The sequence below is a fragment of the Dyella solisilvae genome, from assembly GCF_003351225.1.
Lineage (GTDB): Bacteria > Pseudomonadota > Gammaproteobacteria > Xanthomonadales > Rhodanobacteraceae > Dyella > Dyella solisilvae.
This window is the reverse complement of the sequence record NZ_QQSY01000008.1, coordinates 26,386-44,394: the sequence shown is the minus strand read 5'-3', so window position 1 is coordinate 44,394 and position 18,009 is coordinate 26,386. Positions and strand designations below refer to the sequence as shown.

Here is an 18,009-nt window from a genome sequence, read left to right as displayed (position 1 = left end):
TGCTGCGTCCTGTTCGGATCGAAAAAAGGCTAAAAAGGATAAGCGCTTAGCCAGTTTCCGACAATGTGCAAAGCCTGCGGCCTGGTCGAGATACCACGAAGTGCCGGAAGTCATCGCGCTTGGTTGACGGAAGTCATGCGTGGCGCGCTGTCCGCGGACACTCAAGCGCTACGGCGCTGGACTCGCGGAGAAATGGCGAGCATGCCGGCTGGCAGGCGCGCGAATGCATCTTGCATCGCCTGATGCAAGGATGCGTCAAGACGACGGATGCGTTCCCCCGGCGAGGCGGCGCCGCGGCTCATCGCCGCAACCGCCAGCCACGCCAGCCAGCGCGCCAGGCGGCCGCGCTCGGTCGCGTCCAGGCCAGACAGGGCCGCGCGGGTGGCGAAGGCCTGCTGGCGGGCGTCTGCATCGGCTCGCTCGAGCCAGGAGGCGACGGCGCGCTGGGCGAGGCGGTAGGCCGGACTGAGGTTGAGTTCTGCGATAGTGGTGGACATGGGGGAAGCCGTGTATCGTGGCCATGGAAAATAACTAAACCGTCGCGTATACTAAACGCGTGTTATTCGTTTGTGAAGCCAAAAGCCATTCTTGAAGGTGTTGCCATGAGCTCGATCCCGCAGACCAAGCCGCAGGGGCCCGGCCGTCCCAAGGACATGGAAAAGCGTGCGGCGATCCTGGAGGCCGCCAAGGCCCTGTTCATCCGCAATGCCTTCGCGGGCACCAGCATGGACGCCGTCGCGGCCGAGGCGGGCGTGTCCAAGCTCACCGTCTACAGCCACTTCGGTGACAAGGACAACCTGTTCCGCGAAGTCATCCGCGCGCGCATCCAGGACCTGCTGCCGGAAGATACGTACCAGTATGTCGCCGGCGAAGACATCCGCGTGACGCTGGAACGCATCGCCCTGCACCATGTACGCCTGGACTGCGACGTACAGAACGTCGGTACCTTCCGCGCCATCCTCAGCGACTGCCGCCAGGGCAACCCCCGGTACGGCAAGCTGCTGTGGGAGGAGGGTCCCGAGCGTGGCAATGCGCTTATGAAACGCCTGCTGCAACAGGCGGTTGACGAGGGCAAGCTGGACATCGCCAACGTCTCGCGCGCCGCGGGACAGTTCATTTCCCTGATCAAGGGCGAGATGCTCCTGCGCCGCATGTTCGGCTGCGAGGAGTGCGCCCAGTCCTATACCGCGGAGCTGGAGCAGACCGCCCGCGACGGCGTGGACATGTTCCTGCGCGCCTACCTGCCGCGCTGATCCGCGCCCGTCCTGGGCCGCCCTCGGCGGCCATACTCGCGAGTCTCCCCGCTTCGTGGTCAAATAGACGCCCTGAAGCGGGGGTGCCGGCAACAGTCGGCTGAGAGAGTCCCTTCGAACCTGATGCGGCTAGTACCGCTGTAGGGAGCTTCGCCGCACGGGGTCCGATCCGTGTGTGTGGCGCCGTCGCTTCTGTTGCTGGTCTGCGAATCCATTCGCAACACCCCGCACATCCTTGGTGCGGACTCCCCAACAAAAGCCCGTCCCCCCGGGGATATCGCTTCGCCACCGGACTCTGCTGATGAATGCCCTGCCCACCGACCTCGCGCGCGCCGCGCAGGAACTCTCCGAAGCCGTGACGCGCCCGATCCCGGGGTCGCGCAAGATTTACGTGCAGGGCAGCCGTCCTGACCTGAAGGTGCCGCTGCGCGAAGTCTGCCAGGCGCAGACGCCGACCCTGTTCGGCGGCGAATCGAATCCGCCGATCACCGTCTACGACACCTCCGGCCCGTACACCGACCCCGACTACAAGGTGGACCTGGTCACCGGCCTGCCGGCATTGCGCGCCGCCTGGATCGCCGAGCGCGGCGACACCGAGCAGCTGAGCGGCCTGAGTTCCGCCTTCGGCCGCCAGCGCGCGACCGACCCGAAACTCGACGCCTTCCGCTTCACCGCGACCCATGCGCCGCGTCGCGCCAAGGCCGGCGCCAACGTCACCCAGATGCACTACGCGCGCCAAGGCATCATCACGCCGGAGATGGAATACATCGCCATCCGTGAGAACCAGCGCATCGAGGCCCTTCACGGCAGTGCGTTGCTCAACCAGCACGCGGGCCAGTCGTTCGGCGCGGCCCTGCCGAAGCTGATCACGCCGGAATTCGTGCGCGATGAAGTGGCGCGCGGCCGCGCCATCATTCCGGCCAACATCAACCACCCGGAAGCGGAGCCGATGATCATCGGCCGCAACTTCCTCACCAAGATCAACGCGAATATCGGCAACTCCGCCGTGTCCTCGGGCATCGCCGAGGAAGTGGAGAAGCTGGTGTGGTCGATCCGCTGGGGCGGCGACACGGTGATGGATCTTTCCACCGGCAAGCACATCCACGAGACGCGCGAGTGGATCATCCGCAACTCGCCGGTGCCGATCGGCACGGTGCCGATCTACCAGGCGCTGGAGAAGGTCGATGGCGTGGCCGAGAACCTCACCTGGGAGATCTTCCGCGACACGCTGATCGAGCAGGCCGAGCAGGGCGTGGACTACTTCACCATCCACGCCGGCGTGCTGCTGCGCTTCGTGCCGCTGACCGCCAAGCGCGTCACCGGCATCGTCTCGCGCGGCGGCTCGATCATGGCCAAGTGGTGCCTGGCGCACCACAAGGAAAACTTCCTCTACACGCATTTCGAAGAGATCTGCGAGATCATGAAGGCGTACGACGTGTCCTTCAGTCTCGGCGACGGCCTGCGCCCCGGCTGCATTGCCGACGCGAACGACGCTGCGCAGTTCGGTGAGCTGGACACGCTGGGTGAGCTGACCCAGATCGCGTGGAAGCACGACGTGCAGGTGATGATCGAAGGCCCCGGCCATGTGCCCATGCAGCTCATCAAGGAGAACATGGACCGCCAGTTGGAGAAGTGCCACGAGGCGCCGTTCTACACGCTGGGGCCGTTGACCACCGACATCGCGCCGGGCTACGACCACATCACCTCCGCCATCGGCGCGGCGATGATCGGCTGGTTCGGCACCGCCATGCTCTGCTACGTGACGCCGAAGGAGCACCTGGGCCTGCCCAACAAGCAGGACGTGCGCGACGGCATCATCGCCTACAAGATCGCCGCGCACGCGGCGGATCTGGCCAAGGGCCATCCGGGCGCGCAGGTGCGTGACAACGCGCTGTCCAAGGCGCGCTTCGAGTTCCGCTGGGAAGACCAGTTCAACCTCGGTCTTGATCCGGAGAAGGCGCAGGAATTCCACGACGAGACGCTGCCGAAGGACGCGCACAAGAGCGCGCACTTCTGCTCCATGTGCGGTCCGAAGTTCTGCTCGATGAAGATCACCCAGGACGTGCGCGACTACGCGGCCGAGCACGGCACGGGTGAAGAGCAGGCGCTGGAAGAGGGCATGGCGGAGAAGGCGGCGCAGTTCCGTGCGGAAGGCTCCGAGGTCTACCACAAGGCCTGATCCACCGGGCGTTCCGGCGAATCTCTCGCCGGAACGCCATGACTCACCTGTAACAGCGCACTCAGTGCGCGAAAGTCCCGCCAGCTAGTCACCACGTCGCTCGGCAGCCGCCCACTCAGCGCACTGCCAGTCCAATACATGATCCAGCGACCATGGCGGGGGACGTGCCTGCGATGGCTTTTTTCACCTGCGTTTCGCGCACCCACGCTTACGTTCGCTTGGCGCAGCGCCATGACGGAAACGGCGCTTGCGGAGGATTTTGCGATGCAGCCTGACGAGCGGGCGACCTTGGCGGGCCGGTGAAGCACCGAGTCAGCCACTCGGCGCCTGCCGCGTTATGGAAGGCATCTGTCGTCAACGGGAGAGGCATCATGCCGGTGTCGAGCCATGCGGCCCGCGAGGGCCATGTGATCCTGCGTGTCGTGCTGATCGCGCTGTCCATCCTGGTGCTGATGGTGTGCGCGCTGATGTGGTGGTACACCGCGTCCGATACGTACCAGTCGATGGCTGGCGCGCATGCGCCGCCGGTAGTGGAAAGCCAGGCATAAAAAAGGCGCGTCGCCCGCTGGGAGCGACGCGCCCGGATCGGAGTCGATCAGGCCTTCTGGTCGGCCTCGTAACGCTCGATGCCGCCGAGGATCTCGGCCTTCGCCTCGTCGGCGCCGACCCAGCCTTCCACCTTCACCCACTTGCCCTTCTCGAGATCCTTGTAGTGCTCGAAGAAGTGGCCGATGCGCTCCAGCCAGTGGCCGGACACCTGCTTGATGTCCTTGATGTGCGCGTAGCCGGCGAAGATCTTCTCCACCGGCACCACCACCAGCTTCTCGTCGCTGCCGGCTTCGTCGGTCATCTTCAGCATGCCGACCGGATGGCAACGGATCACCGAGCCCGGCACCAGCGGCAGCGGCAGGATCACCAGCGCGTCCAGCGGATCGCCATCGCCGCCCAGCGTGCCCGGCACATAGCCGTAGTTGCACGGGTAGCGCATCGGGGTGGACAGGATGCGGTCGACGAAGATCGCGCCGCTTTCCTTCTCCACCTCGTACTTGACGGGCTCGGCGTCCTTGGGGATTTCGATGATGACGTTGATTTCGTCCGGAACCTTGCGGCCGGCTTTAACGAGATGCAGACCCATGGGGCTTTCCTTGAGAGCGTAGGCAAGAACAAAGACCCGCAAGGATACGGCAAAACGCTGGTGCATCGCAGCAGCGTCCGGCCCACCCCGGGGCCGCAGTTCAGTCTTGGTGGGGGACTGGCGGGGTGCTCAGGTCTGATAGGGCCGTTCGCGCAACCACTTGGTGGCAATCCATTTTTCGCCCTTGAGCACGGGCAGGCCGGCGTGCAACGAGGCCTGGTCGCCGCTGTCGTAGGCGAAATAGACGGCTGAACCACGCATGGCGGTGACGGTCAGTCCGATGGCCGGGAAGCCGGTGCCGCCACCTTCCTCGGGGGTATTGAGGTACATCACCACGCTGGCGATGCGCTGCCCGCCACGCGCGGTGACGGCGCCAAAACCGGGCTGGGTAGGGTCGAACCAGTCGAAATGCGGCTCGTATTCCTGTCCCGGCAGGTAATGCAGGATCTGCAGGCCCTCGCCATGGGTGACCGGGATGTCCAGCAGACGGGAGATCCGCTGCTCGATGCGCTGCACCAGCGGCGTCTCGCCGATCGTGAAGAACATGCCCAGGCTGGTGCGGCGCTGGTCGGTCTGGTGCTGGCCGTCGACATCCACGGTGAGCGAGCGCTGCAGGCGGGGTTGCGCCTCGCCGATCAGCGCATCGCATTCCTCCGGCGTGAGCAACCCCTCGAGCAGGCGGATCACCGGCGCCTCGGTGGCGAGGCTGACGCGTACGGTATGGCCGTCCACCACCTGCTGTGGCGCGGCGGGGTGGCGAGTGCGGCAGGTCTGGGCCGACTGCTTGACCGCCGCCGCGAAGGCCGCCGTCGGCATGTTCAGCACGCGGGCGAGGATCTGCTTGCTCTGTTCGCCGCCGTAGCCGGCATCGCGCATCAATCGAAGCAGGTCGCCCGGGCCGTAACCGGAGCGGGCGGTGGCGAGGATCCATTCGCGCAGTTCGGGACGAATCGTGTGGTCTTTCATGCGGCTCGATCGGTGGACCGGGGGCTTGGCTGCCCATCTTACGCGCGGAGCGGAGGCGCGACATGTGACGTGGGTGGAGGTGGGCTTGGCGCCTCGGCTGGACATGCGGCAACGCGCGCGACCAGAGAGTCACGTTGATGCTGTCATCAGCTCGTGGAGATGGAAGGCGAGGGCGCTTTGCAGCGGGTGTGCGGTGAGTGTGTAAGCGCGCGCTTTAGCTTCCTCTCCCCTTTGGGGAGAGGACTGAGGCGAGGGGTGGGTGCTCGCGAAAAGGTTGCTACAAAGCTCGCTTCGAAGATGGCCAGTCGCAAGATTGGCCCCTCTCCACCGTAAAGGTGGCAATGCCCCAACCCTCTCCCCGGAGGGGAGAGGGGGCGAACGTGCCGGGCGGGTTCGCCCGATCACCGATCGGCGACCGGGCGCGTCGCGGTTACAGCAGAGGTATGAGTAACAAGGCCACGATGTTGATGATCTTGATCAGCGGATTCACCGCCGGACCCGCGGTGTCCTTGTAGGGATCGCCCACGGTGTCACCGGTCACCGCCGCCTTGTGCGCATCGGAGCCCTTGCCGCCGAAGTGATCGTCCTCGATGTACTTCTTGGCGTTGTCCCAGGCGCCGCCGCCGGTGGTCATCGAGATGGCGACGAACAGGCCGGTGACGATGGTGCCGATCAGCACGCCGCCCAGCGCCTGCGCGCCGGCTTCGGCGCCGCCCAGCCACTTGAAGCCGAACACCACCACCACCGGCACCAGCACCGGCAGCAGCGAGGGGATCAGCATCTCGCGGATCGCCGACTTGGTGAGCAGGTCCACCGCACGCGAGTAGTCGGGCTTGGTGGTGCCTTCCATGATGCCGTTGATCTCGCGGAACTGGCGGCGCACTTCCTCCACCACCGCGCCGGCCGAGCGGCCCACCGCTTCCATCGCCATGGCGCCAAACAGGTACGGGATCAGGCCGCCGATCAGCAAGCCGATGATCACGTACGGATTGGACAGGTCGAAGCGGAAGTCGTCGATGCTGAGGTGCTTGGTGAGGTTGTGCGTGTAGTCGGCGAACAGCACCAGCGCAGCCAGGCCGGCCGAGCCGATGGCATAGCCCTTGGTCACCGCCTTGGTGGTGTTGCCCACCGCATCCAGCGGGTCGGTGACGCCACGCACTTCCGGCGGCAGCTCGGCCATCTCGGCGATGCCGCCGGCGTTGTCGGTGATCGGGCCATAGGCGTCCAGCGCCACGATCATGCCGGTCATGCTCAGCATGGCGGTGGCCGCAATGGCGATGCCGTACAGACCGGCCAACTGGTAGGCGGTCCAGATCGCCGCGCATACGGCCAGCACCGGCAGCGCGGTGGATTTCATCGACACGCCGATGCCCGCGATGATGTTGGTGGCGTGGCCGGTGGTCGACGCTTTTGCCACGTGCTGCACCGGCGCATATTCAGTGGCGGTGTAGTACTCGGTGATCACCACCATGGCGCCGGTGAGCACCAGCCCGATCAGCGCGCTGCCATACAAGTGGCCCACGCCGTAGGACGAATCGCCCATCAACTGGCTGGTGATCGGCCAGAAGGCGATCGCGGCCAGCACGGCCGAAACGGCCACGCCGGCGTACAGCGCATTCATGATCTTCGGGCCGCGCGCCTTCACGAAGAAGGTGCCGATCACCGAAGCGACGATCGAGGCGCCGCCGAGCACCAGTGGAAACAGCACGCCGTTGCTGCCGGTCTGCTCAGCCATCACGCCGCCCAGCAGCATGGTGGCGATCAGGGTCACCGCATAGGTCTCGAACAGGTCGGCGGCCATGCCGGCGCAATCGCCCACGTTGTCGCCCACGTTGTCCGCGATCACCGCCGGGTTGCGCGGGTCGTCCTCGGGAATGCCGGCTTCGACCTTGCCCACCAGATCCGCGCCCACGTCGGCGCCCTTGGTGAAGATGCCCCCGCCCAGACGCGCGAAGATGGAGATCAGCGAGGAGCCGAAGGCCAGTCCCACCAGGGCGTGCAGGGCGTGCATGGTCTCGTAGCCCATGCGGCCGAGCACCACGTAGTAGCCGGTGACGCCCATCAGGGCCAGGCCCACCACCAGCATGCCGGTGATGGCGCCGCCGCGGAAGGCGACGTTGAGCGCGCTGGCCAGTCCACCACGCGCCGCCTCGGCGGTGCGCACGTTGGCGCGCACCGAAACGTTCATGCCGATGTAGCCGGTGGCGCCGGACAACACCGCGCCGATCGCGAAGCCGATCGCCGTGCCCCAGTCCAGCGCGAAACCGATGATGAAGAACAACACCACGCCGACGCCGCCGATGGTGGTGTACTGGCGATTGAGATAAGCCTTCGCGCCTTCCTGGATCGCGGAAGCGATCTCCTGCATACGTGCGTTGCCCGGCGATTTTGCCAAGATCCAGCGCACGGACAGCGCGCCGTAAAGAACCGCCAGGACCGCACATGCCAGCACGATCCACAAGCCATACTGCTGCAGCATCGGAGCCTCCCCATGGGTGGAAACCACATCGTCGGGACCCGCCACCGGCACCCCGACACGGCGGCCGCCCTTGCGGGCGGTCATGGGCGAGTATAGGCAGAGCTTGACGACAGTCGTGTTGTGCGACGCAACGGACTGCGGCATGAAGTCACAAAAAAGCGGCGCCTGTTGGCGCCGCCCCTGGAAGCCCCCGGATTTGCGTGGATCAGCGGATGACCATGTCCAGGATGACGTTGTCGCCGATCGAGACCAGCAGATAGTTGTTGTCGGCGCGCACCCAGCGATAGCCATAGGGCGGCGGCGCCAGTCGGTAGTAGCCGTAGTCGTTCACGATGGCCATGGGGCCGTCGTAGCGGTAGCCGCGCGCCCAGCGCGGGTGGTCGTAGTAGACGCGGTCGCTGTAGTAGCGGCGATCCAGATAGGCATGGCGGTCGTGGCCACCGTCGCGGTCATGGCGCCAGCCGTCGCCGTCGCGCCAGCCATCCCGATCGTGACGGCCGTCGCGGTCGCGATGATCGTCGCGGTCGTGCCCCCGGTCGTGATCACCCCACGAGTCGGCCATGGCGGCGCCGCTGCCGGCAAGCAGGGCCAGGGCTACGAGCACGCTGGAAAGGGCTTTCATCGCTTCCTCCTTGGTAAGCCGGCCACGCATCGGTGGCCAGGCGATCGCATCGTAGAAATCTGCGTCTGAACGGCGAGATGGATTTCCTTGCGCCGGCGTGGGAGCTTTCAGCTATGGCTCATGCAGCACATAACCGGCGTTCAGGCCGACGGGCGGGAGGGCGCATGTTCGTACGGACGATGGTGGTGCTCGCGGTGCTGGCCGTGCTCGTCTACGGCGGCATCTGCGCCTCGCTGTACTTCGGCCAGCGGTCGTTGGTCTACCAGCCGGAGCCGAGCTGGCTGGTGCGGCAGCCGCCGGATTTCGAGCTGGTGCGCGATGGCGTGCACCTGCGCGGCTGGGTGATGAATCCGGGCAAGCCGAGGGCGTTGCTGTATTTCGGAGGCAATGCCGAGCGCATCGAAGACTCGCGCGAGGAACTGGCGCGCTGGCTGCCCGACCGCACCATCTACCTGCTGCCCTATCGCGGCTTCGGCGCCAGCGACGGCAAGCCGAGCGAGGCGGCGCTGGTGGGTGATGCGATCGCGCTGTTCGACAAGGTGGCGCCCAGCCACACCGCCGTCGCCGTGCTAGGTCGCAGCCTGGGCAGCGGCGTGGCCGTGCAGTTGGCGGCGCAACGCCCGGTTGAACGGCTTGTGCTGGTTACCCCGTTCGACAGCCTGGTGCGCGTGGCGGCCGGGTACTACCCGTGGGCGCCGGTGAACCTGCTGATGCGCGAGCGCTTCGAATCCTGGCGCCATGCCGCCGCGATCAGCAGCCCGGTGCTGGTGATTCGGGCGGAACATGACGAGGTGATCCCGGCCGCGCGCACCGACGCGCTCATCGCCGCGTTTGGTCAGCGACCGGCGCAGCAAGTGGTGGCCGACGCCGGCCACAACACCATCCAGGACTTCGCGGATTACCGCGTGAGCCTGGAGCGCTTCCTGCATTGATTCAGCGCGCGAAAGGCTCGAGCTTGCGCGCCACAGCGGTGTTCTTGAGCGCCACGTACTGCGGCAGCCCGTTCTTGCTGTACGGCAGCGGCGCCTCGCCCTGGATCAGCGGCGCCAGGTAACGGCGCGCCGCGGCGGTGATGCCGAAGCCGTCGCGGGTGAGGAAACTGGCGGGCATCTTCTTTTCGCGATTGGCGATCTTGGCCAGTGGCGCCGGATCAATCTTCCAGCGATACGGTGCATCGCTGGTGCGCACGATCACCGGCATCACCGCATTCATGCCGGCCAGTGCGTACTCGACGGCGGCCTTGCCCACGGCATAGGCCTGGTCGGCGTCGGTCTTCGATGCGAGGTGCCGCGCCGAGCGCTGCAGGTAGTCGGGCAGGGCCCAGTGGTACTTGTAGCCGAGCTTCTCCTTCACCAGCGCGGCCAGCACGGGCGCCACGCCGCCGAGCTGGCTATGGCCGAACGCGTCGCGCGTGCCGGCTTCCGCCAGGAACTGGCCTTCGGCATTGCGGATGCCCTCGGAGGCGACCACCGTGCACCAGCCGACGCGTTCCACCGTCGCCTTCACCTTGGCCAGGAACGCAGCCTCGTCGAACACGCGCTCAGGAAACAGGATGAGGTGAGGCGGCGCATCCGCGCCTTCGCCGGCGAGGCCGGCGGCCGCGGCGATCCAGCCGGCATGGCGGCCCATCACTTCCACGATGAATACCTTGGTGGAGGTGTCGGCCATCGACGCGACGTCCAGGCTCGCCTCCAGCGTGGAGACCGCGGTGTACTTGGCCACCGAACCGAAGCCCGGGCAGCAGTCGGTGACGGCCAGGTCGTTGTCCACCGTCTTGGGCACGCCGATGCAGCGGATGTCGTAGCCCATCGCCTTGCCCAGCTGCGAAATCTTCAGCGCCGTGTCGGCCGAATCGTTGCCGCCGTTGTAGAGGAACCAGCGGATGTCGTGCGCGCGAAACACATCGATCAGGCGCTCGTATTCGGCGCGGTTCGCGTCGAGCGATTTCAGCTTGTAGCGGCAGGACCCGAACGCGCCGCCCGGGGTGTGGCGCAGCGCCGCGATGGCGGCCTTGGTTTCCTTGGAGGTATCGATCAAGTCCTCGCGCAGGGCGCCGAGGATGCCGTTGCGCGCCGCAAACACCGGCACGCCCTTGGCGCGGGCCGCTTCGATCACCCCCGCCGCGGTGGCGTTGATCACGGCGGTGACGCCGCCGGACTGGGCATAGAGAAGACGGCCGTGGGGCTTGGTATTCGACTTCATGGGTTTCCGTCCGGGAGGGCGAGGTTGCCGTGTTCATCAAACACGAAGTACGGATTGAATGTGAACTCCCACAGGTGTTCGTCCGGATCGGCAAGGTAACCCGAGTAGCCACCCCAGAACGCCTCCTGCGGCGGCTTCACCGCGCGTGCGCCTGCAGCGAGGGCTTGCGCGAACCACTCGTCGACTTCCGCGCGGGAGCTTGCGTTGCGCGCCAGGGTGACAGCGGCGAAGCCGGTCGGCGTGTCTTTGGTCAGCGCATCCTCGGCCAGCGCTGAGCGGCTGTAGAGCGCCAGCACCGTGCTGCCGCCCTTGAGAAAGACGATGTTCTCGTTGCTGGCGGGCGAGGTCTCCCAGCCGAGGGCCTGGTAGAAGCGCCACGACCGCGCCAGGTCGCTGACGCCGAGCGTGACGATATGGATCCGTGGAGCTGTCATGGTCAATTCCCTCCGCCGCAGCATTTCCGGAGCTTAGTCCAGCCTCGCCGGGCACGCTTCATGACTGTCCTGTGTCAGTGCGAACCCGTTTTACAACAACGGGTTGGCGCTGCCTTGGCGACCCCGTCGTTTGACGACGACGGCCGCAGAAGCTAAGTTGGACGCCAATTTTCCTGCATTCCACGGGCCCGCAGCGTGCGGTGGCCCGGGGACACCTTGGAGCACTATGCGACTCGTCCTACTTGGTCCGCCCGGTTCGGGCAAAGGCACCCAGGCCACGCGCCTGAAGACGGAACTCAGCGTGCCGCACATTTCGACCGGCGACATGCTGCGCGCCGCGGTCGCCGCCGGTACTCCCACCGGCCTGAAGGCCAAGGCCGTGATGGATGCGGGCAAGCTGGTATCCGACGACATCCTGCTGGCCATGCTGGAAGAGCGTCTGTCGCAGGACGACGTCAAGAATGGCTTCATCCTCGACGGCTACCCGCGCAACCTGGCCCAGGCCGACGCCATGGACCACCTGCTGGCCAAGATCGGCCAGCCGCTGGATGCAGTGGTCAAGCTCGAGGTGCCGAACGAGGCGATCATCGCCCGCTGCGAGATCCGCTTCGCCGCCGAGCACCGCAAGGACGATGACCCGGTGGTGGTGCGCGACCGCCTGAAGGTTTACGCCGAGCAAACGGCGCCGGTGGCCGATTTCTTCGCCCGCCGCGGCAAGCTGCAGGTGGTCGACGGCGTGGGCGAGCTCGACGAGGTCACCGCCCGCGTGAAGCGCGCGCTGGCCGCCGAGTCGGCCGCCGCCAACGGTTGATCTTCCGGGCCGCCGCAAGGCGGCCCGATGGTTTCAGGGGCGCGGTCGCGCGCCCGGCTTCAACGAACAGGTCTAGCATGCGTCTGCATATCCTCGGCATCTGCGGCACCTTCATGGGCGGCGTCGCCGCATTGGCGCGCGAGCTCGGGCTCACCGTCGAAGGTTCCGACGCCAACGTCTATCCCCCGATGAGCACCCAGCTGGAGTCGCTCGGTATTCGCCTGATGGACGGCTACCAGGCCGGCCATCTGCAGCCGGCGCCGGACCTGGTGGTGGTCGGCAACGCGATGACGCGCGGCAACCCCGCCGTGGAGTACATGCTCAACGAGCAGTTGCGCTACGTCTCCGGGCCGCAGTGGCTGGGCGACACGTTGCTGCCCGGCCGCGAAGTGCTGGCGGTGGCGGGCACGCACGGCAAGACCACGACAACGAGCCTGCTGGCGCACTTGCTGGAAAGCGCGGGCATGGCGCCTGGCTTCCTGATCGGCGGCGTGCCGGGCAATTTCGATGTGTCCGCCCGCGTGGGTAGCGGCAAGCCGTTCGTGCTGGAAGCGGATGAATACGACAGCGCGTTCTTCGACAAGCGCTCGAAGTTCGTGCACTACCGTCCGCGCATCGCCATCCTCAACAACCTCGAATACGACCACGCAGACATCTTCCCCGACGTGGCGGCGATCCAGCGGCAGTTCCATCACCTGGTGCGCACGGTGCCGGGCAATGGACGGCTGATCGTCAATGCCCACGACCACCATCTGGCCGAAGTGCTGGCGATGGGTTGCTGGACGCCGGTGGAAACCTTTGGCATCGGCCAGGCCGACTGGCAGGCCGAATTGCTGGCCGCCGATGGCTCGGCCTTCGTCGTGCATCGCGCTGGCGAACGGATCGGCGAGATCCACTGGTCGCTGCTGGGCATGCACAGCGTGATGAATGCGCTGGCCGCGTTGGCGGCCGCGACGGCGGCGGGCGCGGATCCGCGTGCGCTGCTGCCGGCCTTCGCCAGCTTCCAGGGCGTGAAGCGCCGCATGGAAGTGGTGGGCGAAGTGGACGGCGTGCATGTGTATGACGACTTCGCGCACCATCCCACCGCGATCGCCACCACCCTGGCCGGACTGCGCGCCAAGGTGGGCCGCTCGCGTATCGTGGTGGCGCTGGAGCCGCGTTCCAATTCGATGCGCCTGGGCGCCCACGCCGAAGCGCTGGCGCCATCCTTGGCGGATGCCGACGCGGTGGTGTTCCTGCATCGCCCTGAATTGGCGTGGGACGCCAGCCGCGTCACCGATGCGCTCGGGGGCCGTGGCAGCACGGCGTCCAGCGTGGATGCGCTGATCGCCGCGCTGCGTTCGCAGGTGCGTTCGGGCGACCATGTGGTGTTCATGTCGAACGGCGGCTTCGAAGGGGCGCCGCGTCGCTTCGCGGCGGCCCTCAAGGCCTGACCTGATCGGATGGCTGGAGCAGGGCCGGTGAACAGGCCCTAGACTTGTCCGCATGGCCGCGCCATCCCCCTATCTCGACCTGCCGCTGTTTCCGCTTGGCACGGTGCTGTATCCCGGTGGCCAGCTGCCGCTGCGCATCTTCGAGCGGCGCTACCTGGACATGGTGAGCGAATGCGCGCGTACCGGTTCGCCCTTCGGCGTGTGCCTGATCCTGAAAGGACAGGAGGCGGGCGAGCCGGCGACGCCAGCGGCGGTGGGCACGCTTGCTCGCATCGTCGATTTCCACAATCGCGAGGACGGGCTGCTCGGCATCCTCACTGAAGGCGGCGCCCGCTTTCGTGTGGCCCGCACGCGCGTGCGTTCGGACGGACTGGTGCGTGGTGACGTTGAAACGTGGCCGGACGAACCGGCGCAGGAAGTGCCGGTGGAATTCGCCCTGCTGCCGTCGATCCTGGAGCGGCTGATCGAGAATCTTGCGCCGCACTGGAAGCACGCGCCGCGCCGCCTGTACGAGGATGCCGGCTGGGTGGGCTTTCGCCTAGCTGAACTGCTGCCGCTTGACGCCGAGGAGCATCAGCGCTTGCTCGAGCTCACCGACCCGTTGCGCCGGCTGGCGGAACTGCGCGACATCCTTCCACGCTTCCAGCGCGGCTGAGTCGTATACCTCAAGGCGAGAGCGCTCCCGTTGCGGCGCCTCATCGCCACATCACCCGAGCGCTGATCGTCGGCCAGGCTTTCCGGGCGCCGGGCGCACTCCTACACTGGGCGCTCTTCGACCACCGCGGACCATCCATGAGCAGCCTCGCAGGCAAAACCCTGTTCATCTCCGGCGCCTCGCGCGGCATCGGCCTGGCCATCGCACTACGCGCGGCGCGTGATGGCGCCAACATCGTCATCGCGGCCAAGAGCAGCGTGCCCAACCCTCGCTTGCCCGGGACGATCCACACGGCAGCGGCGGAGATCGAGGCCGCCGGCGGCAAGGCCTTGCCGATAAAGTGCGACATCCGCGAGGAAGACGAGGTGCAGGCCGCGGTGGCCGCCACCGTCGAGGCCTTCGGCGGCATCGACATCCTGGTCAACAACGCCAGCGCGATCTGGCTGGCCGGCGCCCTCGACACGCCGATGAAGCGCTTCGACCTGATGCAGCAGGTGAATGCGCGCGGCAGCTTCCTGTGCGCGCAGGCGTGCCTGCCGCATCTGCTGAAGTCATCCAATCCGCACATCCTCACCCTGGCGCCGCCGCCGTCGCTCGATCCCAAGTGGTGGGCGCCGCATACCGGCTATACGTTGGCCAAGATGGGCATGAGCTTCGTGACCCTCGGCCTCGCCGGCGAGTTCGGTCCGCAGGGTGTGGCGGTCAACGCGCTGTGGCCGCGCACCATCATCGCCACCGATGCGCTCAACATGATCCCGGGCGTGCCGATCGAACGCTGCCGCCAGCCGACCATCGTGGCCGACGCCGCACACGCGGTGCTCACGCGTCCGTCGAACGGCTTTGCCGGCAACTTCCTCATTGACGAAGAAGTGCTGCAGCAGGCGGGTATCACTGATTTCTCCGCTTATGCCGTGAATCCGGCGAAGTCGCCGCTGCCGGACCTGTTTCTCGACTGAAGCACGCTGCCTCGCCACCCCGCGCGCGACGCGCACCGGGTGGCGAGGTCTTTCCTCCCAGGCGCCGCCCAGGGCGCCACCATATCGGTCGGGGCAATCCCGATCCGCTACGACAACGGCGGCGATGCCGGCAGACGTCGGCTGAATCTTGCGGTGAGGCGACGCGCGTCGTCGCAAGCTGCGCGCCGCATCGCAACTTCGGAACGCATCATCGCGCGCCGCAAAAGCGCCGGCGCGGCGCGGCGCGGTCGTGTGAGCGCTGTGAATTTTGCGGAAGCAGCACCTTCACCAGTGATGTTTCACGCGCCGTTGATCGGAGCGGTATCAGGCTCAAGTGAGCATCAAATCAGAGCGTTCAAGGGGTTTCAGTGGCCGTAGCTGACTGTGGGTTGCGCGAGTTCGTGTGACCCGCGGCGCGTGCCTCAACAATGCACGGGAGAGGATCATGGCAGGCACGAAGAAGATGAGCATGATCCAGTTGACCGTGCTGGTGGCGGTCAACATGATGGGCTCGGGCATCATCATGCTTCCGGCGAACATGGCCCAGGTCGGCGCCATTTCGCTGCTGTCCTGGTTGGTTACCGCGGTGGGCTCCATGGCGATCGCCTACGGATTCGCCCAGGCCGGCCTGCTCAATCAGCGCACCGGCGGCATGGCGGCCTACGCCGAGGACGCCTACGGCAAAAGCGGTTACTTCCTTACCTTCTTCCTGTACTTCCTGTCGCTGGCCATCGGCAATGTCGCCATCGCGATTTCGGCCGTGGGTTATCTCGCCGCTTTCTTCCCGGCGATGTCGGCGACGCCGATCGCCACCTGCATCAGCGTGATCGGCCTGATCTGGCTGACCACGCTGGCCAACCTCGGTGGGCCGCGTATCACCGGGCGCATTGGTTCGATCACGGTGTGGGGCGTGATCATCCCGGTGGCTGGCTTGTCCATCATCGGCTGGTTCTGGTTCAAGGGCGCCACCTTTTCAGCGGCCTGGAACCCGCAGGGCCTTTCCCTCTTCAAGGGAATTGATTCCAGCATTGCACTCACGTTGTGGGCATTTCTCGGCATGGAGTCGGCGGCGCAGAACTCCGACGCGGTCGAGAACCCCAAGCGGGATGTGCCGATGGCCTGCATGCTCGGCACGTTGGGCGCCGCAGTCGTTTATGTGCTCTCCACCACGGTGATCCAGGGCATCGTGCCGAACAAGGAGCTGGCCGAGTCGACCGGCCCGTTCGCACTGGCTTACTCGCAGATGTTCAGTCCGGCCGTCGGCAACGTCATCCGCGCGCTGGCGATCCTGGCGTGTCTTGGCTCGCTGCTCGGCTGGCAGTTCACCATCTCGCAGACCGCAAAGACCGCGGCGGAAGACCGCCTGTTTCCCACCTTCTTCGCCAAGGTCAACAACATGTCGGCGCCGGTGGCCGGCATGATCGTGATGGGCATCGTGCAGACCCTGCTGGCGTTCTCCACCATTTCGCCCAGCCTGAGCAAGCAGTTCTCGGTGCTGGTCAACCTGGCGGTGGTCACCAATGTGATTCCCTACATCATCTCGCTGTCGGCGCTGATGATCATGATGAAGCGGGCCAACGTTCCCCTGCCCACCTATCGGCTCAATACCTTCGTGGTCGTGGTGGCGATGCTCTATAGCACTTACGCCATCTACGCTTCCGGCAAGGACGCGGTGCTGGGCGCCACGATCGTGATGGCGCTCACCTTCCTCATCTACGGCTTCCTCGCGCCACGCTTCCCGTCACCGGTCGCCGCGCAGCCAGCGCGCGGTTAGACGGAGCCGCGGTCATGAACCTCATGGAGAAGAACATGCCACGCTTCAGTCGGATATCGAGTCGCATCAGTTCCCTCTGCGGCGTGATGCTGGTCTTGCTGACGCTGTGCGCGCCAGCGCTGCACGCGCAGGCCGCCGAGACGCCAGGCGCCACGCTTGATCGTGTGCGAACCACCGGCAAGCTCACGCTCGGCTATTACGAGAGCGCTCGGCCCTATACCTTCAAGGGAAGCTCCGGCGAGCCCGACGGCTACGCCATTGCGCTGTGTCGCCAGATTGCTGCGGCGGTCGGTGAGGAACTTCACCTGCCCAATCTCGCCATCCAGTTCGTCGAGGTGGGGCCCGATGACCGCTTCAACGCGGTGAAGGAAGGCCGGGTGGACCTGCTGTGTGGCCCTTCGGTGCCGACGCTGCGCAACCGCACCGACGTGAGCTTTTCGATCCCGATCCTCGAAAGCGGCACCGGCGTGCTGATGCGCAGGGACGGCCCGGCTGCCCTGCGTGACCTGCTGGAGACCGGCCAAACCGCGTCCGGGCCGATATGGCGCGGTTCGCCGATGGTGGCGGTACTGCAGCGGCGCACCTTTGCCGTGGTGCAAAGCTCGCTGGCCGAAAAGCTGGTGAACGAGCGTCGCGACGAGTTGAGGGTCAACAGCGCCGTTTCGTCCGTGCCTAACCTGGAGACCGGCGTGCAGCAGGTGGTGGATCGCCGGGCCGATGCATTCTTCGCAGAACGCAATGTGCTGCTCGACCTGCTGCGGAACAATCCGGCTGGGTCGAACCTCATGGTGCTTGATCGCCAGTTCGATCATGAACCGATGACCTTCGCGCTGGCGCGGGACGATTCCGATTTCCGACTGCTCGTCGACAAGGTGCTGAGTGACCTGTATCGCAGCGGCAAGATCGACGCGATCTACGAAAAATATTTCGGCGCACCCGATGCGTCGATGAAACAGTGGTTCCGCCGGACCGCGGTTCCCGAGTGAGTGGAGTGAATTGATGCAGGGTGGCGACGCCATGCCATCAGGGCATGGCGTCGCCGTTGGAGCGCCGGATCGCCGCATGGCGAAGCCGGTTCGCGCGGGGCGCCATGACGATGCAAATGAGCGG

17 protein-coding genes and 1 riboswitch are annotated in these 18,009 nt (G+C 66.1%); of the genes, 10 read left to right on the top strand and 7 right to left on the bottom strand.

Annotated elements, in window-relative coordinates; all coding sequences use genetic code 11:
- Positions 1–161: 161 nt before the first annotated feature.
- On the bottom strand, positions 162–497 hold the full coding sequence (locus DVT68_RS19020) for a hypothetical protein (RefSeq protein ID WP_114826792.1): 336 nt from the start codon (positions 495–497) through the stop codon (positions 162–164).
- Between the two features lie 105 nt (positions 498–602).
- Between DVT68_RS19020 and DVT68_RS19015 the strand changes: the two genes are divergently transcribed.
- The 3 genes from DVT68_RS19015 (at position 603) to DVT68_RS20505 (ending at position 3,980) form a co-directional block, all read left to right on the top strand.
- The gene (locus DVT68_RS19015) at positions 603–1,253 is read left to right on the top strand and encodes a TetR/AcrR family transcriptional regulator (RefSeq protein ID WP_114826791.1); all 651 of its coding nucleotides are present in this window, start codon (positions 603–605) and stop codon (positions 1,251–1,253) included.
- 69 nt (positions 1,254–1,322) lie between these two features.
- Positions 1,323–1,417: riboswitch (TPP riboswitch) on the top strand.
- A gap of 137 nt (positions 1,418–1,554) precedes the next feature.
- A complete protein-coding gene (gene thiC, locus DVT68_RS19010; protein WP_114826790.1) occupies positions 1,555–3,432 on the top strand; it encodes a phosphomethylpyrimidine synthase ThiC in 1,878 nt (625 codons plus the stop codon).
- Positions 3,433–3,803: 371 nt separating this feature from the next.
- Positions 3,804–3,980, top strand: a complete 177-nt coding sequence (locus DVT68_RS20505; RefSeq protein WP_158543548.1) for a hypothetical protein — start codon at positions 3,804–3,806, stop codon at positions 3,978–3,980.
- Positions 3,981–4,027: 47 nt separating this feature from the next.
- On the opposite strand, the gene ppa is transcribed toward DVT68_RS20505, so the two are convergent.
- The 4 genes from ppa to DVT68_RS18990 all read right to left on the bottom strand — a co-directional run bounded on the left by ppa (position 4,028) and on the right by DVT68_RS18990 (position 8,634).
- A complete protein-coding gene (gene ppa, locus DVT68_RS19005) occupies positions 4,028–4,567 on the bottom strand; it encodes an inorganic diphosphatase (protein ID WP_114826789.1) in 540 nt (179 codons plus the stop codon).
- Between the two features lie 129 nt (positions 4,568–4,696).
- Positions 4,697–5,443 carry a 2OG-Fe(II) oxygenase gene (locus DVT68_RS19000; protein ID WP_425477539.1) on the bottom strand — a complete coding sequence of 249 codons (747 nt, stop codon included), beginning with the start codon at positions 5,441–5,443 and terminating at the stop codon, positions 4,697–4,699.
- 520 nt (positions 5,444–5,963) lie between these two features.
- A complete protein-coding gene (locus DVT68_RS18995) occupies positions 5,964–8,012 on the bottom strand; it encodes a sodium-translocating pyrophosphatase (RefSeq protein WP_114826837.1) in 2,049 nt (682 codons plus the stop codon).
- A 205-nt stretch (positions 8,013–8,217) separates the two neighbouring features.
- Positions 8,218–8,634, bottom strand: a complete 417-nt coding sequence (locus DVT68_RS18990; protein WP_114826787.1) for an RcnB family protein — start codon at positions 8,632–8,634, stop codon at positions 8,218–8,220.
- 164 nt (positions 8,635–8,798) lie between these two features.
- Between DVT68_RS18990 and DVT68_RS18985 the strand changes: the two genes are divergently transcribed.
- Positions 8,799–9,566, top strand: coding sequence for an alpha/beta hydrolase (locus DVT68_RS18985; RefSeq protein WP_158543547.1), 768 nt, complete (start codon positions 8,799–8,801; stop codon positions 9,564–9,566).
- Position 9,567: 1 nt separating this feature from the next.
- Here DVT68_RS18985 and DVT68_RS18980 read toward each other — a convergent pair whose 3' ends face one another.
- Positions 9,568–10,836 (bottom strand): 6-phosphofructokinase, encoded by a 1,269-nt coding sequence (locus DVT68_RS18980; protein WP_114826785.1) that lies wholly within the window; start codon positions 10,834–10,836, stop codon positions 9,568–9,570.
- Positions 10,833–11,270 carry a VOC family protein gene (locus DVT68_RS18975; RefSeq protein ID WP_114826784.1) on the bottom strand — a complete coding sequence of 146 codons (438 nt, stop codon included), beginning with the start codon at positions 11,268–11,270 and terminating at the stop codon, positions 10,833–10,835. Before DVT68_RS18975 ends, DVT68_RS18980 begins: the two co-directional genes overlap by 4 nt.
- Positions 11,271–11,496: 226 nt before the next feature.
- On the opposite strand from DVT68_RS18975, the gene DVT68_RS18970 reads away from it, so the two are divergent.
- The 6 genes from DVT68_RS18970 (at position 11,497) to DVT68_RS18945 (ending at position 17,885) form a co-directional block, all read left to right on the top strand.
- Complete coding sequence (locus DVT68_RS18970) at positions 11,497–12,081, top strand: adenylate kinase (protein ID WP_114826783.1); 585 nt, start codon at positions 11,497–11,499, stop codon at positions 12,079–12,081.
- 77 nt (positions 12,082–12,158) lie between these two features.
- Entirely contained in the window at positions 12,159–13,514 is a 1,356-nt protein-coding gene (mpl, locus tag DVT68_RS18965; protein ID WP_114826782.1) for a UDP-N-acetylmuramate:L-alanyl-gamma-D-glutamyl-meso-diaminopimelate ligase, read from the top strand.
- 52 nt (positions 13,515–13,566) lie between these two features.
- On the top strand, positions 13,567–14,169 hold the full coding sequence (locus tag DVT68_RS18960; protein ID WP_114826781.1) for an LON peptidase substrate-binding domain-containing protein: 603 nt from the start codon (positions 13,567–13,569) through the stop codon (positions 14,167–14,169).
- A gap of 137 nt (positions 14,170–14,306) precedes the next feature.
- Positions 14,307–15,125 (top strand): SDR family oxidoreductase, encoded by an 819-nt coding sequence (locus DVT68_RS18955; RefSeq protein ID WP_114826780.1) that lies wholly within the window; start codon positions 14,307–14,309, stop codon positions 15,123–15,125.
- A 445-nt stretch (positions 15,126–15,570) separates the two neighbouring features.
- A complete protein-coding gene (gene potE, locus DVT68_RS18950) occupies positions 15,571–16,899 on the top strand; it encodes a putrescine-ornithine antiporter (protein WP_114826779.1) in 1,329 nt (442 codons plus the stop codon).
- Between the two features lie 14 nt (positions 16,900–16,913).
- The gene (locus DVT68_RS18945; protein WP_114826778.1) at positions 16,914–17,885 is read left to right on the top strand and encodes an amino acid ABC transporter substrate-binding protein; all 972 of its coding nucleotides are present in this window, start codon (positions 16,914–16,916) and stop codon (positions 17,883–17,885) included.
- Positions 17,886–18,009: the final 124 nt, after the last annotated feature.

Excerpts from the sequence above, each read along its gene's own strand:
- DVT68_RS19020 (WP_114826792.1), bottom strand. The coding sequence starts at position 497 with ATGTCCACCACTATCGCAGAACTCAACCTCAGTCCGGCCTACCGCCTC.
- DVT68_RS19015 (WP_114826791.1), top strand. The coding sequence starts at position 603 with ATGAGCTCGATCCCGCAGACCAAGCCGCAGGGGCCCGGCCGTCCCAAG.
- thiC (WP_114826790.1), top strand. The coding sequence starts at position 1,555 with ATGAATGCCCTGCCCACCGACCTCGCGCGCGCCGCGCAGGAACTCTCC.
- DVT68_RS20505 (WP_158543548.1), top strand. The coding sequence starts at position 3,804 with ATGCCGGTGTCGAGCCATGCGGCCCGCGAGGGCCATGTGATCCTGCGT.
- ppa (WP_114826789.1), bottom strand. The coding sequence starts at position 4,567 with ATGGGTCTGCATCTCGTTAAAGCCGGCCGCAAGGTTCCGGACGAAATC.
- DVT68_RS19000 (WP_425477539.1), bottom strand. The coding sequence starts at position 5,443 with ATGCGCGATGCCGGCTACGGCGGCGAACAGAGCAAGCAGATCCTCGCC.
- DVT68_RS18995 (WP_114826837.1), bottom strand. The coding sequence starts at position 8,012 with ATGCTGCAGCAGTATGGCTTGTGGATCGTGCTGGCATGTGCGGTCCTG.
- DVT68_RS18990 (WP_114826787.1), bottom strand. The coding sequence starts at position 8,634 with ATGAAAGCCCTTTCCAGCGTGCTCGTAGCCCTGGCCCTGCTTGCCGGC.
- DVT68_RS18985 (WP_158543547.1), top strand. The coding sequence starts at position 8,799 with ATGTTCGTACGGACGATGGTGGTGCTCGCGGTGCTGGCCGTGCTCGTC.
- DVT68_RS18980 (WP_114826785.1), bottom strand. The coding sequence starts at position 10,836 with ATGAAGTCGAATACCAAGCCCCACGGCCGTCTTCTCTATGCCCAGTCC.
- DVT68_RS18975 (WP_114826784.1), bottom strand. The coding sequence starts at position 11,270 with ATGACAGCTCCACGGATCCATATCGTCACGCTCGGCGTCAGCGACCTG.
- DVT68_RS18970 (WP_114826783.1), top strand. The coding sequence starts at position 11,497 with ATGCGACTCGTCCTACTTGGTCCGCCCGGTTCGGGCAAAGGCACCCAG.
- mpl (WP_114826782.1), top strand. The coding sequence starts at position 12,159 with ATGCGTCTGCATATCCTCGGCATCTGCGGCACCTTCATGGGCGGCGTC.
- DVT68_RS18960 (WP_114826781.1), top strand. The coding sequence starts at position 13,567 with ATGGCCGCGCCATCCCCCTATCTCGACCTGCCGCTGTTTCCGCTTGGC.
- DVT68_RS18955 (WP_114826780.1), top strand. The coding sequence starts at position 14,307 with ATGAGCAGCCTCGCAGGCAAAACCCTGTTCATCTCCGGCGCCTCGCGC.
- potE (WP_114826779.1), top strand. The coding sequence starts at position 15,571 with ATGGCAGGCACGAAGAAGATGAGCATGATCCAGTTGACCGTGCTGGTG.
- DVT68_RS18945 (WP_114826778.1), top strand. The coding sequence starts at position 16,914 with ATGAACCTCATGGAGAAGAACATGCCACGCTTCAGTCGGATATCGAGT.